Origin of the sequence: Halomonas heilongjiangensis (genome assembly GCF_002879645.1) — a bacterium.
GTDB classification, from domain to species: domain Bacteria; phylum Pseudomonadota; class Gammaproteobacteria; order Pseudomonadales; family Halomonadaceae; genus Halomonas; species Halomonas heilongjiangensis.
Genome location: NZ_PNRE01000053.1, coordinates 1 through 19,472, shown reverse-complemented (window position 1 = coordinate 19,472; position 19,472 = coordinate 1). Strand labels below are relative to the sequence as shown.

Here is a 19,472-nt window from a genome sequence, read left to right as displayed (position 1 = left end):
TCAAGGTCAACGGCAAGGCCTACGTCGTCGAGGTCGCCGAGGGTGGCGAGATCGGTGCCGTCGAGGAGCAGGCCCCGCCCGCCGCCGCTCCGGCGCCCGCGCCCAGCGGCGAGGCGATCACCGCGCCGCTGGCCGGCAACATCTTCAAGGTCAACGTTCGCCAGGGCGACAGCGTCAAGGCCGGCGACGTGGTGATCATCCTCGAGGCCATGAAGATGGAGACCGAGGTGCGTGCCGCCAGTGCCGGCACGGTATCGGCCATCCGGGTCAACGAGGGCGACAGCGTCGCCGTCGGCGACACCCTGATCGAGCTGTAAGGGCCCTCCCATGGAAAAGTTACTGACGCTATGGGAAGGCTCGGGCCTCTACAACCTGACCCCGGGCCAGGCCGTGATGATCGTGGTCGGCCTGGTGCTGCTCTACCTGGCCATCTACAAGAAGTTCGAGCCGCTGCTGCTGGTGCCGATCGGTTTCGGTGGCATCCTCGCCAACATTCCCGAGGCGGGGCTGGCGATCTCGGCCGTGGACCAGGCCATCGAGGTGGCGCGGCCGGAGGTGCTGCACCAGCTCGCCTCGGCGCTGGGCGCCACCCTCGACCCGCTGGTCGGAGAGGAGGTGTGGCGGACGACGCTCAAGGCACTGGCCGAAGACGGCGCCTCGCCGGATCAGCTGCGCGCCGCCCATGACGCGGCGGTCAACGTCGGCTACGGTGATGGCCTGCTCTACGTCTTCTACCGGGTGGCCGTGGCCTCCGGCATCGCGCCCCTGATCATCTTCATGGGCGTGGGCGCGATGACCGACTTCGGTCCGCTGCTGGCCAACCCGCGCACCCTGTTCCTGGGGGCGGCGGCGCAGTTCGGCATCTTCGCCACCCTGCTCGGCGCGGTGGGCCTGTCGGCGCTGGGCTGGATGGACTTCTCGCTCCAGCAGGCCGCCGCCATCGGCATCATCGGTGGCGCCGACGGGCCCACCTCGATCTACGTCTCGAGCATCCTGGCGCCCGAGCTGCTCGGGGCCATTGCCGTGGCCGCCTACGCCTACATGGCACTGGTGCCCTTGATCCAGCCGCCGATCATGAAGCTGCTGACCTCGACACGCGAGCGCGAGATCACCATGACCCAGCTGCGGCCGGTGTCCAAGCTGGAGAAGGTCGTCTTCCCGCTGTCGCTGCTGCTGCTGGTGGCACTGTTCCTGCCCGACGCCGCACCGCTGTTGGGGATGTTCTGCTTCGGCAACCTGATGCGCGAGTGCGGGGTGGTCGAGCGGCTCTCCGACACCGCCCAGAATGCCCTGATCAACATTGTCACCATCGTGCTCGGCCTCGCCGTGGGTTCCAAGTTGATGGCCGAGAGCTTCCTGGCCGTCGAGACCCTCGGGATCATGGCGCTGGGCATCGTGGCGTTCGGGATCGGCACGGCGGCCGGCGTGTTGATGGCCAAGCTGATGAACGTGATGAGCAAGATGCCGATCAACCCGCTGATCGGCGCGGCGGGGGTCTCGGCGGTGCCGATGGCGGCGCGGGTGGCCAACAAGGTGGGGCTGGAGTCGAACCCGCACAACTTCCTGCTGATGCACGCCATGGGGCCCAACGTGGCCGGGGTGATCGGCTCGGCGGTGGCCGCCGGGGTGATGATCAAGTACCTGGGGTGATGAGGTTGACCCGCCCGCGCAGTCGGGCCTCCAGCGACGCCAGGTCGACGTCGGCGTCGCTGGGCCAACCCACGGTCAGCGCCACCCCGTCGGCGTCGTAGGCGGCCCGCTCCACGGGGATGTCGTGGCCGGCCAGCCAGGCGCGGGCCTCGGCCTCGCCGGCGAAGTCGACCTTCAGCTGCCGCAGGGTGCGCTCGACGACCTCGCGCCGGGGCAGGCCCTCCAGCGCCTGGGCGACGGCCTGAGCGTAGGCGCGCGCGAGGCCACCGGTGCCGAGCTTGGTGCCGCCGAAGTAACGGGTCACCACGCAGCCGACCTGGCCCAGGCCGGACCCCTCCAGTACCTGGTACATGGGGCGGCCGGCGGTGCCGCCGGGCTCGCCGTCGTCGGAGAAGCCGATCGCGGTCTGCTCGCCGGGCGGGCCGGCGATGAAGGCGCTGCAGTGGTGGCTGGCAGTGGGGTGGGTGCGGCGTGCCGCGGCCAGCAGGGTGTCGAAGGCAGCGATGTCGGGGGCATGGCAGAGCCAGGCGATGAAGCGGCTCTTCTCCACGTCCAGTTCGCTTTCGCGCCACTGCCCGGCGGGGATGTCGGGCACCGCATAGCGCATCAGGCGGCCAGCCCCGTCTGGCGCACCACGCCCATCACCAGCCCCAGTACCTGGATGTCGCTGTTCTTCAGGTAGATGGGGGCCATGCTCTCGTTGGCCGGTTGCAGGCGAACGCCCGACTTCTCGATATAGAGCTTCTTCAGGGTGACCTCCTGGTCGTTGATCATCACCACGGCGGTCTCGCCGTTCTCGGCGCTCTCCTGCCGTTCGATGATGATCACATCCCCGTCGAAGATGTTGCAATCGATCATCGAGTCGCCGCGCACCTTCAAGGCGTAGGTATTGCGACGCACCATGCGCGAGGGCACGTGGATGCTGCCGGCGTCGAGGCAGGCCTCGATGGGCAGCCCCGCCGAGACCCGGCCGAGCAGCGGTACCTCGACCAGTTCATCCCGGTTCAGGTCATCGTCCTCGATGGCCTCCCAGGCCTCCGCCAGTGGCAGGTTGGGCCGGCGATGCAGGAACTGCGGTATGACCTTTGGCATGATGCGTCTCTCCTGTCGGCAGACCGGTGGGTAAACCCCTGTCGATACGTACAGTGAATCTGAAGCATAGCAGGGAGCCGGGATCTGGCAAGGGCCGGCCTCCGACGGAAGCGTTGATGCAGGTCAACTGCGACCGGCTGACGCACGAGCTCCTCTGGCAGCAAAAGCCCTTTCCGTGTAGAGTTCCGGGCGAAATCCCCCATGCCGGGAGAGTGCCTTGCCCCTGCGTCTTGAAGCCCGTGAGCTGGCTTGTGAGCGTGATGACCGCTGGCTGTTCGAGGATCTCGACCTGGACATTCGCGCCGGCGAGATCGTCCGGGTCGAAGGGCCCAACGGCAGCGGCAAGACCACGCTGCTCAAGATCCTGTCGGGGCAGCTGACCGACTATCGGGGCGAGCTGTTCTGGAACGGGATGCCGATGCGCCGGGCGCGTGGCGACTTCCTCGCCAGCCTGCTCTATCTGGGCCATGCGCCGGGCATCAAGGCGGCCCTGACGCCGCTGGAGAATCTCGCCTGGTACCAGGCGCTGGCCGGCGAGACCGGTGACGAACGGGCGCGTCTGGTGGCGCTGGAAGGCGTGGGGCTCGCCGGCTTCGAGGACGTGCCGACGGGACAGCTCTCGGCAGGGCAGCAGCGCCGCGTGGCGCTGGCCCGGCTGGACCTGACGCCGCGGCCGCTGTGGGTGCTCGACGAACCCTTCACCGCCATCGACCGTGACGGCGTGGTGGCCCTCGAGGCGCGCCTCGTCGCCCATGCGCGAGCCGGGGGGTGCGTGCTGGTCACCACCCACCATGAGCTGCGGGCCACCGATGAGCTGACGCGTATCCGTCTCGGCCGGGGAGGGGACGATGGCCGGCACTGAGACACCGATGACCGACACCGAGGCGGCCATGGCCCTCCATCGGGAACCTCACGGCGGCCTGGTGGTCGCATTGCGGGCGACCCTGAAACGCGATCTGCTCCTGCTGCTGCGTCGGCGCAGCGAGGTGCTCAACCCGCTGGTGTTCTTCGCGCTGGTGATCACCCTGTTCCCGATCGGCATCTCGCCGGATCCGGAGCTGCTGGCCACCATTGCCCCCGGCCTGCTGTGGGTCGCAGCGCTGCTGGCGGCCCTGCTCTCGCTGGACACCCTGTTCCGCGGCGACTATGACGACGGCTCTCTCGAGCAGCTGTTGCTCACGCCCCAGCCGTTGGCTGCCCTGGGGCTCGCCAAGGTGGCGGTGCACTGGCTGCTCACCGGCCTGCCGCTGGCCCTGATGGCCCCGGTGCTCGGCATCATGCTGTCGCTGCCGGCCGGCAGCTATGGGGTGCTGGCCCTGTCGCTGGCACTGGGTACCGCCAGCCTGAGCCTGATCGGGGCGATCGGGGCGGCCCTGACGGTGGGGCTCGCACGCGGCGGCGTGCTGCTCTCGCTGCTGGTGCTGCCACTCTATATACCGGTGTTGATCTTCGGCGCCGGTGCCGTGCAGGCGGCGATCCTGGGCGATGGCGTTGCGGCGCATCTGGCCATTCTCGGCGCTCTGCTGGCGGTGACGCTGATGTTCGCCCCCTGGGCGATTGCCGCGTCGCTGCGAATCAGTATCAACGGTTGAGGAATTGACGAGGCATGTGGGCCTTCATTCACAAGCTCGGGTCACCGAAGTGGTTCTACGCCATCAGCGCCCGCCTGCAGCCCTGGTTCTGGGCCGCGGCGGCGCTGCTGCTGCTGGTCGGCAGCGTCTGGGGGCTGGCCTTCGCGCCGGCCGACTACCAGCAGGGCAACAGCTTCCGCATCATCTACGTGCACGTGCCGGCGGCCTTCCTGGCCCAGTCGATCTTCGTCTCCATGGCGCTGGCGGGGCTGGTCTTCATGGTCTGGAAGATCAAGGTCGCCGACATGGCGGCGGCGATGATGGCGCCGCTGGGGGCGGCGATGACCTTCATCGCGCTGTTCTCCGGTGCGGTGTGGGGCGTGCCCACCTGGGGCACCTGGTGGATGTGGGATGCCCGCCTGACCTCGATGCTGATCCTGCTGTTCCTCTACTTCGGCGTGATCGCCCTGCGCGGCGCCTTCGCGAGCCGCGACAGCGCCTCCCGGGCCGCCTCGGTACTGGCCATGGTCGGCGTGATCAACATCCCGATCATCAAGTACTCGGTGGACTGGTGGTACACCCTGCACCAGCCGGCCACCTTCACCGTCACCTCGCGTCCGACCATGCCCGTGGAGATGTGGTTGCCGCTGTTGATCATGGTGCTGGGGTTCTACAGCTTCTTCATCGCCCTGACGCTGATGCGCACTCGCAGCGAGATCCTGCGCCGCGAGTCGACCAAGCGCTGGGTGCGTGACCTGGCCGCGGAGGAACGGTGATGGCCTTCGCGACCTTCAGCGAGTTTCTTGCCATGGGTGGCCACGGCCCCTACGTCTGGGCCTCCTGGGCCGTCACCGCAGCGCTGCTCGGGGGCATCGTGCTGCACGCCCGCAGCGAGCGTCGCCACCTGCTGCGCCACCTGCAGCGCCGTGCGCGGCGCGAGCGGCGGCTTGCCGGCGGCCAGGCAACGGTTTCCCATCAGAGGGGTGGACACAACGATGACACCTAAACGCAAGCAGAAGCTGTTCGTGATTCTGGGGCTGGTCTCTTTGGCGGCCATTGCCGTGGGCCTGACGCTCTACGCCCTGCGCAGCAACATCAACCTCTTCTTCAGCCCGGTGCAGATCGCCGCCGGGGAGGCCCCCTTCGAGCGCCAGATCCGTGCCGGCGGGATGGTCAAGGAGGGCTCGGTGTCGCGCAACCGGGACAGCCTCGACGTGGAGTTCACCGTGACCGACTATGTCGATGATCTGCGCGTGCACTACAGTGGCATCCTGCCCGACCTGTTCCGCGAGGGGCAGGGCGTGGTGGTGGTCGGCGAGCTCCAGCGCGACGGCTGGCTCAGGGCCGACCAGGTGCTGGCGCGCCACGACGAGAACTACATGCCGCCGGAAGTGGCCCAGGCGCTGGAGGAGGCCGGCTATTCGCCCGCCGACTACCAGGCCAAGGCCGCCGAGGTCGGCAAGCGGCTCGACGCCCAGGGCGACGGCGCCAGCCAGAACTGATCCGGAGTGTCCATGCTGACCCAGATGATTCCCGAAATCGGCCACTACGCCCTGGTCATCGCGCTACTGCTGGCGGCGGTCCAGGCGGTGATGCCCCTGGCCGGTGCGGCGACCCGTCGTCCGCTGTGGATGGCCTATGCCCGCCCCATGGCGGCGGGTCAGCTCCTGTTCGTGGCCATCGCCTACGCCTGCCTGACGACGAGCTACCTGCTCGACGACTTCAGCGTGGCCAATGTCGCCAACAACTCCAACTCGATGCTGCCCTGGTACTACAAGGCCAGCGCCGTATGGGGCAACCACGAGGGGTCGGTGCTGCTGTGGAGCCTGATGCTCGCCGGCTGGGGCTACTTCGCCGCGCGCTTCTCCCGCGAGCTGCCGCGCGACATGGTCGCCCGGGTCATCGGCGTGCTGGGGCTGGTCTGCGTGGGCTTCCTGGCCTTCGTGCTGATCACCTCGAACCCCTTCGAGCGGCTGCTGCCCAACATGCCCCAGGATGGCGCCGACCTGAACCCGCTGCTGCAGGACTTCGGCCTGATCGTGCACCCGCCGATGCTCTACATGGGCTACGTGGGCTTCTCGGTGGTCTTCGCCTTCGCCATCGCCGCGCTGCTGGGCGGCCGCCTCGACGCCGCCTGGACCCGCTGGGCGCGTCCCTGGACCAATCTGGCCTGGGCCTTCCTCACCGTGGGCATCGCGCTCGGCAGCTGGTGGGCCTACTACGAGCTCGGCTGGGGCGGCTGGTGGTTCTGGGATCCGGTGGAGAACGCCTCGCTGCTGCCCTGGCTCACCGGCACGGCGCTGATCCATTCGCTGGCGGTCACCGAGAAGCGCGGCGCCTTCAAGAGCTGGACGGTGCTGCTGGCGATCTCGACCTTCTCGCTGTCGCTGCTCGGCACCTTCCTGGTGCGCTCCGGGGTGCTCACCTCGGTGCACGCCTTCGCCAACGATCCATCCCGTGGCTTCTTCATCCTGGTGCTGCTGGGCATCACCGTGGGCCTGTCGCTGCTGCTCTTCGCCCTGCGCGCCCCCCGGGTCAGTCACCAGGTCGGCTTCACCTGGCTCTCCCGCGATGCCCTGCTGCTGATCAACAACATCGTGCTGGTGATCATGACCGTCACCGTGCTGATGGGCACCGTCTACCCGCTGCTGCTCGATGCCCTGGACCTGGGCAAGATCAGCGTGGGCCCCCCTTACTTCAACGCGCTGTTCGTGCCGCTGACCGTGATCATGTGCGTGTTCATGGGGCTCGGGCCGCTCTCCCGCTGGAAGCGCATGAACGGCCGCGAGCTGTGGCGCCGGCTGGGAGGGGCGGCCGTCGCCGCGGTGTTGATCGGCGCGGTGGCCCCGCTGCTCTACGGTGGCGAGTGGAACGCCTGGGTCGCCATCGGCCTGGTGGCGGCGCTGTGGGTCGTGCTGCCGATGCTGCGTGACCTGTACGACAAGGCCCGCGGTGCCCCCTCGTGGCTCGCCGGCCTCAGGAGGCTGTCGCTGGCCTACTGGGGCATGCAGCTCGGCCACCTGGGGGTGGCGGTGACCATCGTCGGCGTGGCCGTGGTCTCCAACTACAATATCGAGCGCAACGTGCGCATGGGGCCGGGCGACAGTGTCCAGGTCGCCGGCTACACCTTCACCATGACCGAACTCACCAGCCGCCGCGGTGCCAACTTCCTGGCCGACCGTGCGGTGATCGAGGTACAGCGCGACGGGAGCCGGCGCAGTTTCACCATGAATCCCGAGAAGCGCCTCTATATCGCCCGTGGCATGCCGATGACCCAGGTGGCGCTGCGGCCCGGCTTCTTCCGCGATCTCTATGTGGCCATGGGTGAGGATCTCGACGACGGCAGCTGGGCCATGCGCGTGCAGTTCAAGCCCTTCGTGCGCTGGCTGTGGCTGGGTGCCCTGCTGATGGCCGCTGGGGGTATCCTGGCGGTGGCCGACAAGCGTTACCGGCGACTGGCCACCGCCCGGGACCCCGAGGCCCGGGGTGACGCCAAGCCCCGGGAGGCCGCCGCATGAAGCGCCGCCTACTGCTGCTGTTGCCGCTGGCCGGCTTCCTGGTGCTCTCGGTGTTCCTCTACCAGGGGCTGTCGCTGAACCCCTTCCACCGGGACTCCGCGCTGATGGCCCGCGATTTTCCCGAGTTCGACCTGGCGACCCTGGAGGACGCCGAGCGCCGGGTCGACCGCTCGCTGCTGACGACCGGCGAGGTGACCCTGGTCAACGTCTGGGGCGAATGGTGCCCGGAGTGCAAGCGCGAGATGCCGCAGCTGCTCGACCTCGCCGAGCGCGGCGTCCGTCTGGTGGGTATCAGCTACAAGGATACCCGCGAGAAGGGGCTCGGCTTCCTCGAGGAGTTCGGTGACCCCTTCGAGATCAACATCTTCGACCCGGACGGCGAGCTGGCCTTCGAACTCGGCGTCTACGGGGCACCGGAGACCTTCCTGGTGGATGCCGACGGGGTGATCCGCTATCACCACACCGGCTATATCGCGCCGGGCGAGGTCCGTGAAAAGATACTGCCGGAGGTGGAGAAATGGCGTTGATCCGATCCTGCCTGGCGGCGCTGTGCCTGGGCGTGCTGGGCCTGCTGGCGGCAGGCCTGGTCCAGGGCGCGGCGATCGAGCTGCGTGAGTTCGACGACCCGGTGCTCGAGCAGCGCTACCGCAGCCTGACGGCCTCGCTGCGCTGTCCGACCTGCGAGAACCAGGCGATCAACGACTCCGATGCGCCGGTTTCCGGCGACATGCGCGAGCGAGTCTACCTGCTGCTTCACGAGGGGGTCTCCGACATGGAGATCCGCGATCACATGGTGCAGCGCTTCGGCGATTACGTGCTCTACAACCCGCGCCTGGAAGGCCGCACCTTCCTGCTGTGGGGGCTGCCCGCGGCCCTGGTGCTGCTCGGTGGCGTGCTGGTGATCCTCGTCGTGCGTGCCCGTCGCAACGCCTCGGCCAGTGCCCTCACGCCCGAGGAGCGCGCCCGCCTCGACGCCCTGATCAATCGCGAGAGGACCGAATGACCCTACTCTGGATCGCCTTCGCCGTCCTGCTGCTCCCGGCCCTGTGGCTGCTGGTGGCACCGCTGCGGCGTGCCCGTGCCCTGCGCGACGCCCAGCGCGACTTCGAGGCCAACGACCGCTCCGCCGAGCAGAACGTGGCCATCTATCGCCGCCGGCTGGCCTCGCTGGAGGCCGCTCTGGAGCGGGGCGACATCGACCAGGCCCGCTTCGAGGAGGACCGACTCGAGCTGGAGCGTAGCCTGCTCGACGACACCGAGCACCTCAGGCGCGCCCCGCTCAAGCCCTCCGCCGCCGGCCGTCTCGCGGTGCCGGTGGTGATGGTCGTGGTGGTGGTCGCCAGCGTGCTCTGGTATCAGCGCGAAGGCGCCGAGGGGGACCTCGCCCTGCTGGCGGTACAGCAGGAGGTGATGGGGCATCCCGACCGCTCGATGGAGATGATGATCGAGCGTCTCGAGGCGCAGGCCGCCCGCCAGCCGAACAACCCCAATGTGTGGATGTCGCTGTTCCCGCTCTACCGCGACTCGGGCCGTGCCGCCCAGGCGATCGATGCCCTGGAGCGTCTGATCGAGCTCGAGGGCCGCCGCGCATCGCTGCTCGGCCAGCTCGCCCAGATCAAGTTCTTCGTCGCCGACCGGCAGCTCACCGACGAGGTGCAGGCGCTGGTCGACGAGACCCTGGCGCTGGACTCCAGCCAGCCCACCGTGCTCGGTGTCCTGGGCATCGAGGCCTTCGACCGCAGCGACTACGAGGCGGCCATCGACAACTGGCGGCGCGCCATCGCCGGCATGGATGACCCGGCCGCCGGCGAGGCCCTGCGCGAGGGCATCCGCGTGGCCCAGGAGCGCCTGGGCGTGGCCCCGGAGGACCGGGAACAGGCCGCCGCCGAGGGGCCCGGCATCCATGTGCGGGTCAGCCTCGACGACGACCTGGCCGGGCGTCTCGACGACGATGCCGCGGTGTTCGTGGTGGCCCGGGACATGGAGGGCGAGCTGCCCCCGCTGGCCGTGGCCCGGCTGAGCCTCGGCGACCTGCCGGCCAGCCTGGTGCTCGATGACACCCGCTCGATGTCCCCCGAGGCGAACCTCTCCCGGGTGAGCGAGGCGCGGCTGATGGTGCGCGTCTCGCCCAGTGGCCAGGCCAGCCCCCAGGCCGGTGATCTGTTCGGCGATCTCGAGGGCGTATCGGTGGGCAGCGTCGACGGCGAGCCCGTCGAGGTCGTGATCGACCGGGTCTTCGAATGATGGCCACGGGCTAGCGGAGGAGTCAGCAGGGATGCGCCTCAAGTCGATTCGCCTGGTCGGGTTCAAGTCGTTCGTCGATCCGGTCACCGTGCCCTTCGACGGCAACATGACCGCCATCGTCGGCCCCAACGGCTGCGGCAAGTCGAACATCATCGACGCCGTGCGCTGGGTGATGGGTGAATCCTCGGCCAAGACCCTGCGCGGCGAGTCGATGACCGACGTCATCTTCAACGGCTCCACCGGCCGCAAGCCGGTCGGGCAGGCCTCCATCGAACTGCTGTTCGACAACCGTGACGGCACCATGGGCGGCATCTACGCCCAGTACGCCGAGATCGCCGTCAAGCGCCTGGTCACCCGCGACGCCCAGTCGAGCTACTTCTTCAACGGCCAGAAGTGTCGCCGCCGCGACATCGCCGACCTCTTCCTCGGCACCGGCCTCGGGCCGCGCTCCTACGCCATCATCGGCCAGGGCATGATCTCGCGGCTGATCGAGGCGCGTCCCGAGGAGCTGCGCGCCACCCTCGAGGAGGCCGCCGGCATCTCCAAGTACAAGGAGCGCCGCCGCGAGACCGAGAACCGCATGCGCCGCACCCAGGAGAACCTGGAGCGCCTGGAGGACATCCGCGAGGAGCTCGACAAGCAGCTCGAGCGCCTGAGGCGCCAGGCCGAGGCCGCCCGTCGCTACCAGACCCTCAAGCAGGAGGAGCATCGGGTGAAGGGCGAGCTGGCGCTGTTGCGCGCCCGCGCCCTGCGCGCCAGCCAGGCCGAGGAGGAGTCCCGCGTCCGCGAGCTGGAGACCGGCGTCGAGCGCGAGGTGCTGGGGCTGCGCCAGTGCGAGACCCGCCTCGAGGAGGCCCGCGCCGACCACGACCGCCTGGCCTCCGAGCTCGATGCCCAGCAGGCACGCTTCTACGAGACCACCACCGCCATCGCCCGCCTCGAGCAGGACATCGAGCACGCCCGTTCCCGGGACGCCCAGCTCGCCCGTGACCTGGAGAATGCCCGTCGCGAGCTCGCCGAGCTCGACCGCCTGGGCGAGGACGACGGCGACCGCCTGGCACGGCTCGACGAGCGCCTCGAGACCCTGGCCCCCGAGCGCGAGGAGGTCGCCGAGCGGCTCGCCGAGCTGGAAGCCGGTCTCGAGGATGCCGAGCCCCTGGCCGAGGAGGCCGATGCCGCCTGGGAGGCCTTCAACGAGCAGTGGCGGGAACAGAGCCGCGAGGCGGAGCGCGCCCAGGACCGTCTGCGCGAGTTCGAGGGACGGCTCGAGCGCCTCGAGGCCGACGAGCGTCGCCGCCGCCAGCAGCACGAGGAGCTGCCCGACATCGCCCTGCTCGCCGGGCAGCGCGGCGAGCTGGCCGAGCGCCTGGCCGAGCTGGCGCTGTCGCGCGAGGCGGTGGAGGAGCGCCGCGAAGCGCTCCAGGCGAGTCGCGACGAGGCCCGGGAGCGGGTCCGCCAGGCCGAGGCCGAGCGCGAGGCCGATCGCCAGCGGCGCAGTACCCTGCAGGGCGAACTGGCCTCGCTGGAGGCGCTGATCCAGGCGGGCCTGGCCGATCACGACGAGGCACTCGACAGCCACCTGGCCGAGCACGGCCTGGCCGAGGCCCCGCGCCTGGGCGAGAGCCTCGAGGTCGAGACCGGTTGGGAAGAGGCCGTCTCCTGGGTGCTCGCCCCCTGGCTGCGGGCCCGACTGGGCCCGCTTGGCGAGGGGCGCGCCGCCCTCGATGGTGCCCCCGGCGAGCTCGGCCTGCTCGAGGCCGGAGAGGACGCCGCCCCGTCGCAGAGTCTCGCCGCTCGTGTGCGGGGCGCCGGCGCCGCCGCCCAATGGCTGGCCGGCATCCGCTGTGTCGAGTCCCGCGAGGCGGCCTGGGCGGCGCGCGAGGCGCTGGCACCAGGCGAGAGCCTGATCACCGCCGATGGCCTCTGGCTGGGCACGGGCTGGGCCCGGCACCGCGGTGGGGGCGAGGGGCTCGACGCCCTGCTGGTCAGCCGTCGCCGCGAGGCCGAGGCCCGCGCCGAGCTCGAGATCGTCGAGGCGCGCCTCGACGAACAGGAAGCGCGCCTCGCCGACGCCGCCGAGCGGGTCGAACAGTCCGAAACGGCCCTGGAGGCGACGCGGCTGGAAGAGCGGGACCTCGACCAGCAGCACCAGCAGCTGGCGGTGCAGGACAGCGGGCTGGCCAGTCGCCTCGAGCACCTGGAAGGGCGCGCCGCCGAGCTCGCCGAGGAGCTCGCCGGGCTCGGCGAGGCGCGCGAGGAGGCGCGACTGGCCATCGAGGAGGTGCGCGACCGCTGGCAGCAGGCCATGGCGCGGCTCGAGGAGGGCGCCGAACGGCGCGAGCGGCTCGACCGCGAACGCAGCGAGGCCCGCGAGCGGCTCGCCTCGCTACGGGGACGCCAGCGCCCGCTGGCCGAGAGGGTCCAGCAGCTCGCCCTGGAACAGGAGCGCCTGACCGCCGAACGCTCCGGGCTCGCCGAGCAGCAGGGCCGCGCCGGTGAGGCGCGGGAGCGCCTCGAGCTGCGTGCCGCCGAGCTCGAGGAGGAGCGCGAGTTGCTGCGCGAGCCCGAGGAGGAGCGCCGCGAGCGCCTCGACGAGTTGCTCGATCGCCGCGAGCGCGAAGAGCGCGCGCTCAACGAAGTACGTGGCCGGGCCGCCGAGCTGGTCGAGCGGCTGCGCGAGGACGAGCAGGCGCGGCAGGCCCACGAGCGCAACCTCGAGGGCATTCGCGAGCGGCTGCAGGAGGCGCGGATGCAGGTCCAGGCGCTCAGCCTCAAGGCCGAGACCCAGGACGAGCAGCTCCGGGAGCTGGGCCACGACGAGCGCGAGCTGGCCGAGTCGCTCGATCCCAACGCCACCGAATCCGCCTGGCAAACCCGTCTCGAGGAGCTCGGCGAGCGCATCCGCCGGCTCGGTGCCATCAACCTGGCGGCCATCGAGGAGTACGACCAGCAGGCCGAGCGGCGCGACTACCTGGAGGCCCAGCATGCCGAACTCAGCGAGGCGCTGGAGACCCTCGACCGGGCGATCCGCCGCATCGACCAGGAAACCCGCACCCGTTTCCGCGAGACCTTCGAGCGAGTCAATGCCGGCCTGCAGGCCCTTTTCCCGCGAGTCTTCGGTGGTGGAACCGCATGGTTGACCCTGACCGGTGAGGATTTGCTCGAGACCGGCGTGGCCATCATGGCCAGGCCGCCAGGCAAGAAGAACAGCACCATTCATCTGTTGTCCGGTGGCGAAAAGGCCCTCACCGCCTTGTCGATGGTCTTTGCGATCTTCCAGCTCAATCCGGCCCCCTTCTGCATGCTCGACGAGGTGGATGCCCCTCTCGATGATGCCAATGTGGGTCGCTATGCCAAGCTGGTGAAGGAGATGTCGGAGTCGGTCCAGTTCATTTATATCACTCACAACAAGATCGCCATGGAGGCGTCGGAACGCCTGATGGGGGTGACCATGCAGGAGCCGGGGGTTTCCCGTCTGGTGGCAGTGGGCGTCGAGGAGGCCGCGGCCCTCGCCGAGGCCTGACGGACTTGATCGCGAACGGCAAAAGGGGTAACAAGGAAGGCAATGTTGCTGCATTGCATGGATGCACAGGGATTATGGAAGGGCGATTGCACAGGGCACCGTCGACTCTCGGCTGAAAAAAAGCCAGGCTTGACAATCAAAAAAGTGGCCCTTTTTTTGGCAATCGCGCTATGCTGTTGACGGACAACCATCAGGCATGGCGCCTTAGCAAAAGGCATGACGACCCATGGAACTTAGAGAGTGGCTGATCATCCTGGGGTTGGCGCTGGTGACCCTCATCGTCATCGATGGGGTACGTCGCCTGCAGCGTCAGCGTCGAATCCCTCGTCTCGACGAGGTGGAAGGCGATGCACGAGGGCAGGACCTCGACCCCGAAGCGGCGGCCCGCGAGGCTGAAATCAACTGGGAGCTGCCCAACGGAGGGGCGCGAGTCGTCAGGCCCGCGGACTACAGCGGCATGCAACCCATGCCCAAGCTCGAACGCCGGGAACATCCCGGTCCTTCGCGCGTGTTGGCGGGCTTCAAGGCCAACGCCGGGGAGGAGGCGACCGCGCAACCGCGGTCGTCCGCCGAGGCGGTGTCTCCGACTCCGCCTGCATCGCGCGCCGAGCCGGCAGGGGATGCGTCAGCGGCTCACCGTGACCAGGCCCCGACGCCGCAAGTGGCGCCGGAGGCCATCGCGCCTGCGGGCGATGAGCGAGTCCAGGAAGAGCGGAACGAGCAAGCCCGGAAGAAGCAGCAAGACGCGAAGCACGAGGCAGTCAGCGCGGCAGGCAGCAACGCGGCGGCCACCGAGAGTGCCGAGGCCCGTTCACCCGACCGCCGGCACGCCGCCGCGGCGGTATCGGAAGCCACGCAGGCAGAGCCGAGCGAGCCGGCCGGCGTCGAGCGTCGCGAGCCCAGCCTCTCGGCGCTGGAAGACGAGGTGTCCATGGCGAGCGTGGCGGGACCGGAGCCCCTGGCCGCGGATCCCGAGGATCATGACGATCACCAGGATGCCGAGCGCTATCGGCTGGTCGACCTCGACGGGATGAGTGACTCGATCAAGAGTGGCACGCTGCGGGTGGGGGCCTCCATGCAGCGTTTCGGTGCGTCGCTGCAGAAGTCAATCGCCGAGCGTCGTGAACAGAAGCGGCTCGAGAAGCAGCGTCGCGAGCAGGAAAGGGCCGAGAAGGCCGCGCGCGATGCCGAGCAGCGGCGCCAGGCCGAAGAGGCGAAGGCTGCCCGCGAGGAGGAGCGTCGCCGGCTCGAGGCCGAGGCGATCGCCGAGGCCGACGATGATGACCCGTTGTTCGCGCCGTCCCGGCTGCGCGACACCGAGGCGCTGCCGTCGGAGGCGTACGCCTCCCGGGAGCCCGACGGCGACGCGGTGGTTCGTGACGCGCCCGGTGACGAGGCCGTGGTGCACGAGGAGCCCTTCCGGCAGAGCGATGTGGTGCGTGCCCACCCGGTGCTCGAGAAGGCGCTGCGTCACGACGTCAGCGCCGAGCATGCCCGGCACGCCCTCAGCCACGCCGAGGAGATCATCGTCATCAGCGTGATGTCCCGCGACGAGCAGGGCTTCTCCGGCACCGCGCTGCTCGACCTGATGCTCGCCTGCGGGCTGCGCTACAGTCGCGACATGGGCATCTTCCATCGCTTCGAGACCGAGGACCCGGAGAGTCAGCTGCAGTTCTCGATGGTCAACGTGCTCAAGCCGGGCACCTTCCCCATCGAGGCCATGGGCGACTTCCGCACACCTGGCGTGACGCTGCTGATGCCCCTGCCGGGGGCCAGCGACACCGCGGCCGCCTTCGAGGCGATGGTCGAGACCGCGATGGTCGTCGTGCGTCACCTGGGTGGCGAGTTGAAGGACGAGAACCAGAGCGTGATGACCGCCCAGACCGTGGGATTCGCCCGCCAGCGGGTCCAGGAGTTCGAGCGGCGCAATCGTCTCAATCGCTATCAGGTGAATTAGCCGTAAGCTTTGAGCTGGAAGCTTGAAAAGGAACAACCCCATGAACTCATGGGGTTGTTCCTTTATGGGGTGCGTAAAATGCGGGTATGCGAAAATAGCCCAGCCTTCGTGACACCAGACCAGGGACACCATGAGTCAGCCCGACCAGAAGATCCGCGACGAGGCGTCGCGCCTGCGCGCCGAACTCGAGGACGCCAACTACCGCTACTACGTGCTCGATGCGCCGAAGCTCACCGATGCCGACTACGACCGCCGGCTGCGTCGCCTGCAGGAGCTCGAGGACGCGCATCCCGATCTGCAGACCCCCGATTCGCCGACCCAGCGGGTCGGGGCGGCGCCGGCGGCCGGCTTCCCCGAAATCCAGCATGCCGTGCCCATGCTGTCGCTGGACAACGCCTTCAACGAGGAGGAGCTCAGCGCCTTCGTCAAGCGGGTCGCCGACCGCCTCGAGACCGACGGCGAGGCCCTCGCCTTCTGCTGCGAGCCCAAGCTCGACGGCGCCGCGGTGTCGCTGGTCTATGAGCAGGGCGAGCTGGTCAGTGGGGCCACCCGCGGCGATGGCCGCACCGGCGAGGGCATCACCTCCAACCTGCGTACCCTGCGCTCCATCCCGCTCAGGCTGCGCGGCAGCGATCACCCGGCACTGCTGGAGGTGCGTGGCGAGGTGATCATGAGCCATGCTGGCTTCGAGGCGCTGAACGACAAGGCGCGTGAGGAGGGCGGCAAGGTCTTCGCCAACCCGCGCAACGCCGCCGCCGGCAGCCTGCGCCAGCTCGACCCCAGGATCACCGCCACCCGGCCGCTGGAGTTCAGCGCCTACCAGGTGGCGCGGATCGAGCCGGACCAGGGCGACGCCGCCCACAGCGAGCTGATGGCGCACCTCGGCGAGCTGGGTTTCCGCACCAGCAAGGCACTCGAGGTCGTCACCGGCAGCGAGGGCCTGATCGACTACTGCCGCCGCCTCGGCGAGCGGCGCGATGCCCTGGGCTACGACATCGATGGGGTGGTGATCAAGGTCGACGACCTGCGCCTGCAGCGCGAACTCGGCTTCGTCGCCCGGGCGCCACGCTGGGCCATCGCCTTCAAGTTTCCCGCCCAGGAGCAGACCACCCGCCTCAACGACGTGGAGTTCCAGGTCGGGCGCACCGGGGCCATCACCCCGGTGGCGCGGCTCGAGCCGGTCTCGGTGGCCGGCGTCACGGTCTCCAACGCCACCCTGCACAATGCCGACGAGATCGCCCGCCTGGGCGTGATGATCGGCGACACCGTGGCCATCCGCCGCGCCGGCGACGTCATTCCCCAGGTGGTGCGGGTGCTGGAGGCGGAGCGCCCGGCCGACGCCCGGGAGATCGTCTTCCCCGAGCGCTGCCCGGTGTGCGACTCCGAGATCGAGCGCCTCGAGGGCGAGGTCGTCTCGCGCTGCTCCGGCGGGCTCTTCTGCGCCGCCCAGCGCAAGGAGGCGCTCAAGCACTTCGCCTCCCGCCGGGCCATGGACATCGACGGCCTCGGCGAGAAGCTGATCGACCAACTGGTGGAGCGCGACTGGGTCACCACCCCGGCGGACCTGTTCCGGCTCGAGGCCGAGCGCCTCGCCGAACTGCCGCGCATGGCCCAGAAGTCCTCCGAGAACCTGGTCGCGGCGCTGGAGAAGGCCAGGAACACCACCTTGCCGCGCTTCATCTTCGCCCTGGGCATCCGCGAGGTGGGCGAGGCCACCGCCGCCAACCTGGCGCGCCACTTCGGCACCCTGGAGGCGCTGATGGGGGCCGAGGTCGAGGCCCTCGAGGCCGTCGATGACGTGGGCCCGGTGGTGGCGGCCCATGTGCACACCTTCTTCCGCCAACCCCACAACCGCGAGACCATCGACGCCCTCCGCGCCCAGGGCGTGACCTGGGCCGAGGAGGACGTCGTCGAGCGTCCCCAGCCGCTGGCGGGCCAGACCTGGGTGCTCACCGGCACCCTGGAGAGCATGACCCGCGACGAGGGCAAGGCGCGGCTGCAGGCGCTGGGCGCCAAGGTCGCCGGCAGCGTCTCGAAGAAGACCGCCGCGGTGGTGGCCGGCCCGGGCGCCGGCAGCAAGCTCGAGAAGGCCATGCAGCTCGGCGTCGAGGTGTTCGACGAGGATGCCTTCCTCGCCCGGCTCGAGGCCTGGGAGAATGGAGAGGAAGCGCAATGAACGACGGTCGCTTTATCGAGGTGCCCCACCGCATGCTGCCGGGCGAGACCCTGGATGCCCTGCTCGAGGCCTTCGTCACCCGCCAGGGCTACGACACCACCGACACCGGCGCGGGCATGCGCGGCTGGGTCGCCGAGCTCAAGCGCCAGCTCGAGCGCGGCGAACTGCTGATCGCCCACGACCTCGAGACCGAGACCACCGAGGTGATGACGCTGGCCCAGTGGCGCGCCTTCGGCCGCGACCTGGCCGACGACGAGGAGGGGTAGGGATCAAGTAGGGTACGGCATCAGCGTCGGCCGATTGTCTGTGGGCGCCTGGCGGCGCCGATCGCCCGGCATAGCCGAGCTCCCACAAGGCAGGCATCGACCCCCTTGTGGGAGCCACGCTGCGCGGGGCGATTGCGGCGCGCAGCGGCGCCAGGCGGTCGTCCGTGAGGGTTGCCGTTGATCGCGGCGTTGGTGTGGTCTGCCGGGCGCCTGACGGCGCCGATCGCCCGGCATAGCCGAGCTCCTACCGAAGGCCTTGGTCAGTCCTGTTTCCCCCGCACCAGGTCCCGGATAATGCGCCGCCCCGGGTGCAGGTGATCCACCAGCGGCCACTCCAGCGGCAGCGGCTCGTCGCAGATCCGTGAGGCGATCAGCTCGGCGCACAGCGGTGCGCTGGCCAGCCCCCGCGAGCCGTGGGCGGCGCTGATCCACAGCCCGTCATGGTGACGGCCCGGTGTCTCGGGAATACGGGTGGCGTCCCTGGCCAACCCGGTGTAGTCGGCCCGCCAGGCCCCGGCGTCCGGCACGGGGCCGGCGTAGGGCGACTTGTCGGGGCTGGCGGCGCGGATCGCCGCCCGGCCCTCCAGCCGGCCCGCATCGAGTTCGGTGCCGGCATCGCGCAGGGCGGCCACGAACGCCGGCAGGGTGCGTTCGAGTTCGGCCAGGTTGGCGGCGTGGTCGGCCTCGCGCAGGTCGGTCCCCGCGTCGTTGGGCGCGAAGGTGGCGCCGAAGGTGAGCACGCCGTCGAGCGCCGGCGAGACATAGCCGCCGGCACACACCACCCGCTCGAGCGCGGGCACCCCCGCCGGCAGCCTGAGCTGCGTAACCTGGCCGCGCACCGGCTGCAGCGGCAGCGGCGAGGCCTGGGCAAAGCGGTTGGCGAGCTCGGCGGTGGCGATCACCACCTGGTCGGCCGCCAGGGTGTCGCCGGTCGCCAGCGTCAGCCGCCAGCCGCTCTCCACTCGCGCCAGGTCGCTGACCTCGCCGCGGCGGAAGGTCACCCCCGAGGTGTCGGCCAGGTGCGCACAGAGCGCCGCCGGCCGCACCCAGCCCGCCAGCGGGTAGTCCAGGGCGGGGGCGCCTACCCGGAGCCCGGCGCGTTCGGCGGCGGCCTCGGCGTCGAGGCCTGCCACGACGCTTGCCGGCAGGGCGTGCTGGGCCAGGAAGCGCGCCTGGCGGCCCTGTTCCTTCTCGGTCATGGCCAGCTGCAGCACGCCGCTCGGTTGCCAGAGGGTACGGGTCGGATCGAGTGCCTCGAGCCAGCGCCGGCTATGCAGCAGCCCGGCGAGGTAGACCCGGCTCTGCGGGTTGGTCGCCACCGCCAGCTTGGCGTAGAGCGCCCCCTGGCGATTGCCGGAACCGCCGGCCCCGGGGCCTTCCCGGTCGAGCAGGGTCACCGTGACCCCGCGCTGCGCCAGGGCATGCGCCACGCTGGCGCCGGCGATACCGGCGCCGACGACGGCGACATGCCGCGC

18 protein-coding genes are annotated in these 19,472 nt (G+C 69.8%); 15 read left to right on the top strand and 3 right to left on the bottom strand.

Annotated features, from left to right (window positions below; translation table 11 throughout):
- A partial coding sequence (locus tag C1H66_RS12500) for a biotin/lipoyl-containing protein (RefSeq protein ID WP_146010725.1) occupies window positions 1–317 on the top strand: 317 nt, incomplete at its 5' end.
- A gap of 10 nt (window positions 318–327) precedes the next feature.
- Entirely contained in the window at window positions 328–1,650 is a 1,323-nt protein-coding gene (locus C1H66_RS12495; protein WP_102628219.1) for a sodium ion-translocating decarboxylase subunit beta, read from the top strand.
- Here the strand turns inward: C1H66_RS12495 and C1H66_RS12490 are convergent.
- Window positions 1,634–2,257: an IMPACT family protein gene (locus C1H66_RS12490; RefSeq protein ID WP_102628218.1), complete on the bottom strand. Its 624-nt coding sequence runs from the start codon at window positions 2,255–2,257 to the stop codon at window positions 1,634–1,636. The genes C1H66_RS12495 and C1H66_RS12490 overlap by 17 nt on opposite strands.
- Complete coding sequence (lexA, locus tag C1H66_RS12485; RefSeq protein ID WP_102628217.1) at window positions 2,257–2,742, bottom strand: transcriptional repressor LexA; 486 nt, start codon at window positions 2,740–2,742, stop codon at window positions 2,257–2,259. The genes C1H66_RS12490 and lexA overlap by 1 nt, the downstream gene beginning before the upstream one ends.
- Before the next feature lie 217 nt (window positions 2,743–2,959).
- Here lexA and ccmA point away from each other — a divergent pair, with 217 nt between their 5' ends.
- The 13 genes from ccmA to C1H66_RS12420 all read left to right on the top strand — a co-directional run bounded on the left by ccmA (window position 2,960) and on the right by C1H66_RS12420 (window position 17,997).
- Window positions 2,960–3,604 (top strand): cytochrome c biogenesis heme-transporting ATPase CcmA, encoded by a 645-nt coding sequence (gene ccmA, locus C1H66_RS12480; RefSeq protein ID WP_102628216.1) that lies wholly within the window; start codon window positions 2,960–2,962, stop codon window positions 3,602–3,604.
- A gap of 7 nt (window positions 3,605–3,611) precedes the next feature.
- Window positions 3,612–4,334, top strand: a complete 723-nt coding sequence (ccmB, locus tag C1H66_RS12475) for a heme exporter protein CcmB (RefSeq protein ID WP_102628220.1) — start codon at window positions 3,612–3,614, stop codon at window positions 4,332–4,334.
- Between the two features lie 14 nt (window positions 4,335–4,348).
- On the top strand, window positions 4,349–5,089 hold the full coding sequence (locus C1H66_RS12470; RefSeq protein ID WP_102628215.1) for a heme ABC transporter permease: 741 nt from the start codon (window positions 4,349–4,351) through the stop codon (window positions 5,087–5,089).
- Window positions 5,089–5,319: a heme exporter protein CcmD gene (gene ccmD, locus C1H66_RS12465; RefSeq protein WP_102628214.1), complete on the top strand. Its 231-nt coding sequence runs from the start codon at window positions 5,089–5,091 to the stop codon at window positions 5,317–5,319. The genes C1H66_RS12470 and ccmD overlap by 1 nt, the downstream gene beginning before the upstream one ends.
- Window positions 5,309–5,815 (top strand): cytochrome c maturation protein CcmE, encoded by a 507-nt coding sequence (gene ccmE, locus C1H66_RS12460; protein WP_102628213.1) that lies wholly within the window; start codon window positions 5,309–5,311, stop codon window positions 5,813–5,815. The genes ccmD and ccmE overlap by 11 nt, the downstream gene beginning before the upstream one ends.
- 12 nt (window positions 5,816–5,827) lie before the next feature.
- Window positions 5,828–7,831, top strand: coding sequence for a heme lyase CcmF/NrfE family subunit (locus C1H66_RS12455; protein WP_102628212.1), 2,004 nt, complete (start codon window positions 5,828–5,830; stop codon window positions 7,829–7,831).
- Window positions 7,828–8,358: a DsbE family thiol:disulfide interchange protein gene (locus tag C1H66_RS12450; protein WP_102628211.1), complete on the top strand. Its 531-nt coding sequence runs from the start codon at window positions 7,828–7,830 to the stop codon at window positions 8,356–8,358. The genes C1H66_RS12455 and C1H66_RS12450 overlap by 4 nt, the downstream gene beginning before the upstream one ends.
- Window positions 8,349–8,834, top strand: a complete 486-nt coding sequence (locus C1H66_RS12445; RefSeq protein ID WP_102628210.1) for a cytochrome c-type biogenesis protein — start codon at window positions 8,349–8,351, stop codon at window positions 8,832–8,834. The genes C1H66_RS12450 and C1H66_RS12445 overlap by 10 nt, the downstream gene beginning before the upstream one ends.
- Entirely contained in the window at window positions 8,831–10,075 is a 1,245-nt protein-coding gene (gene ccmI, locus C1H66_RS12440) for a c-type cytochrome biogenesis protein CcmI (protein ID WP_102628209.1), read from the top strand. Before C1H66_RS12445 ends, ccmI begins: the two co-directional genes overlap by 4 nt.
- A 31-nt stretch (window positions 10,076–10,106) precedes the next feature.
- Window positions 10,107–13,598 (top strand): chromosome segregation protein SMC, encoded by a 3,492-nt coding sequence (gene smc, locus C1H66_RS12435; protein WP_102628208.1) that lies wholly within the window; start codon window positions 10,107–10,109, stop codon window positions 13,596–13,598.
- Window positions 13,599–13,824: 226 nt separating this feature from the next.
- Window positions 13,825–15,555, top strand: coding sequence for a cell division protein ZipA (gene zipA / locus C1H66_RS12430; protein WP_102628207.1), 1,731 nt, complete (start codon window positions 13,825–13,827; stop codon window positions 15,553–15,555).
- Between the two features lie 130 nt (window positions 15,556–15,685).
- Complete coding sequence (ligA, locus tag C1H66_RS12425) at window positions 15,686–17,731, top strand: NAD-dependent DNA ligase LigA (RefSeq protein ID WP_102628206.1); 2,046 nt, start codon at window positions 15,686–15,688, stop codon at window positions 17,729–17,731.
- Window positions 17,728–17,997 (top strand): YheU family protein, encoded by a 270-nt coding sequence (locus C1H66_RS12420; protein ID WP_102628205.1) that lies wholly within the window; start codon window positions 17,728–17,730, stop codon window positions 17,995–17,997. Before ligA ends, C1H66_RS12420 begins: the two co-directional genes overlap by 4 nt.
- Window positions 17,998–18,257: 260 nt before the next feature.
- Here C1H66_RS12420 and mnmC1 read toward each other — a convergent pair.
- The coding region (gene mnmC1 / locus C1H66_RS12415) for an FAD-dependent 5-carboxymethylaminomethyl-2-thiouridine(34) oxidoreductase MnmC1 (RefSeq protein WP_146010724.1) at window positions 18,258–19,472 on the bottom strand (1,215 nt) is incomplete at its 5' end.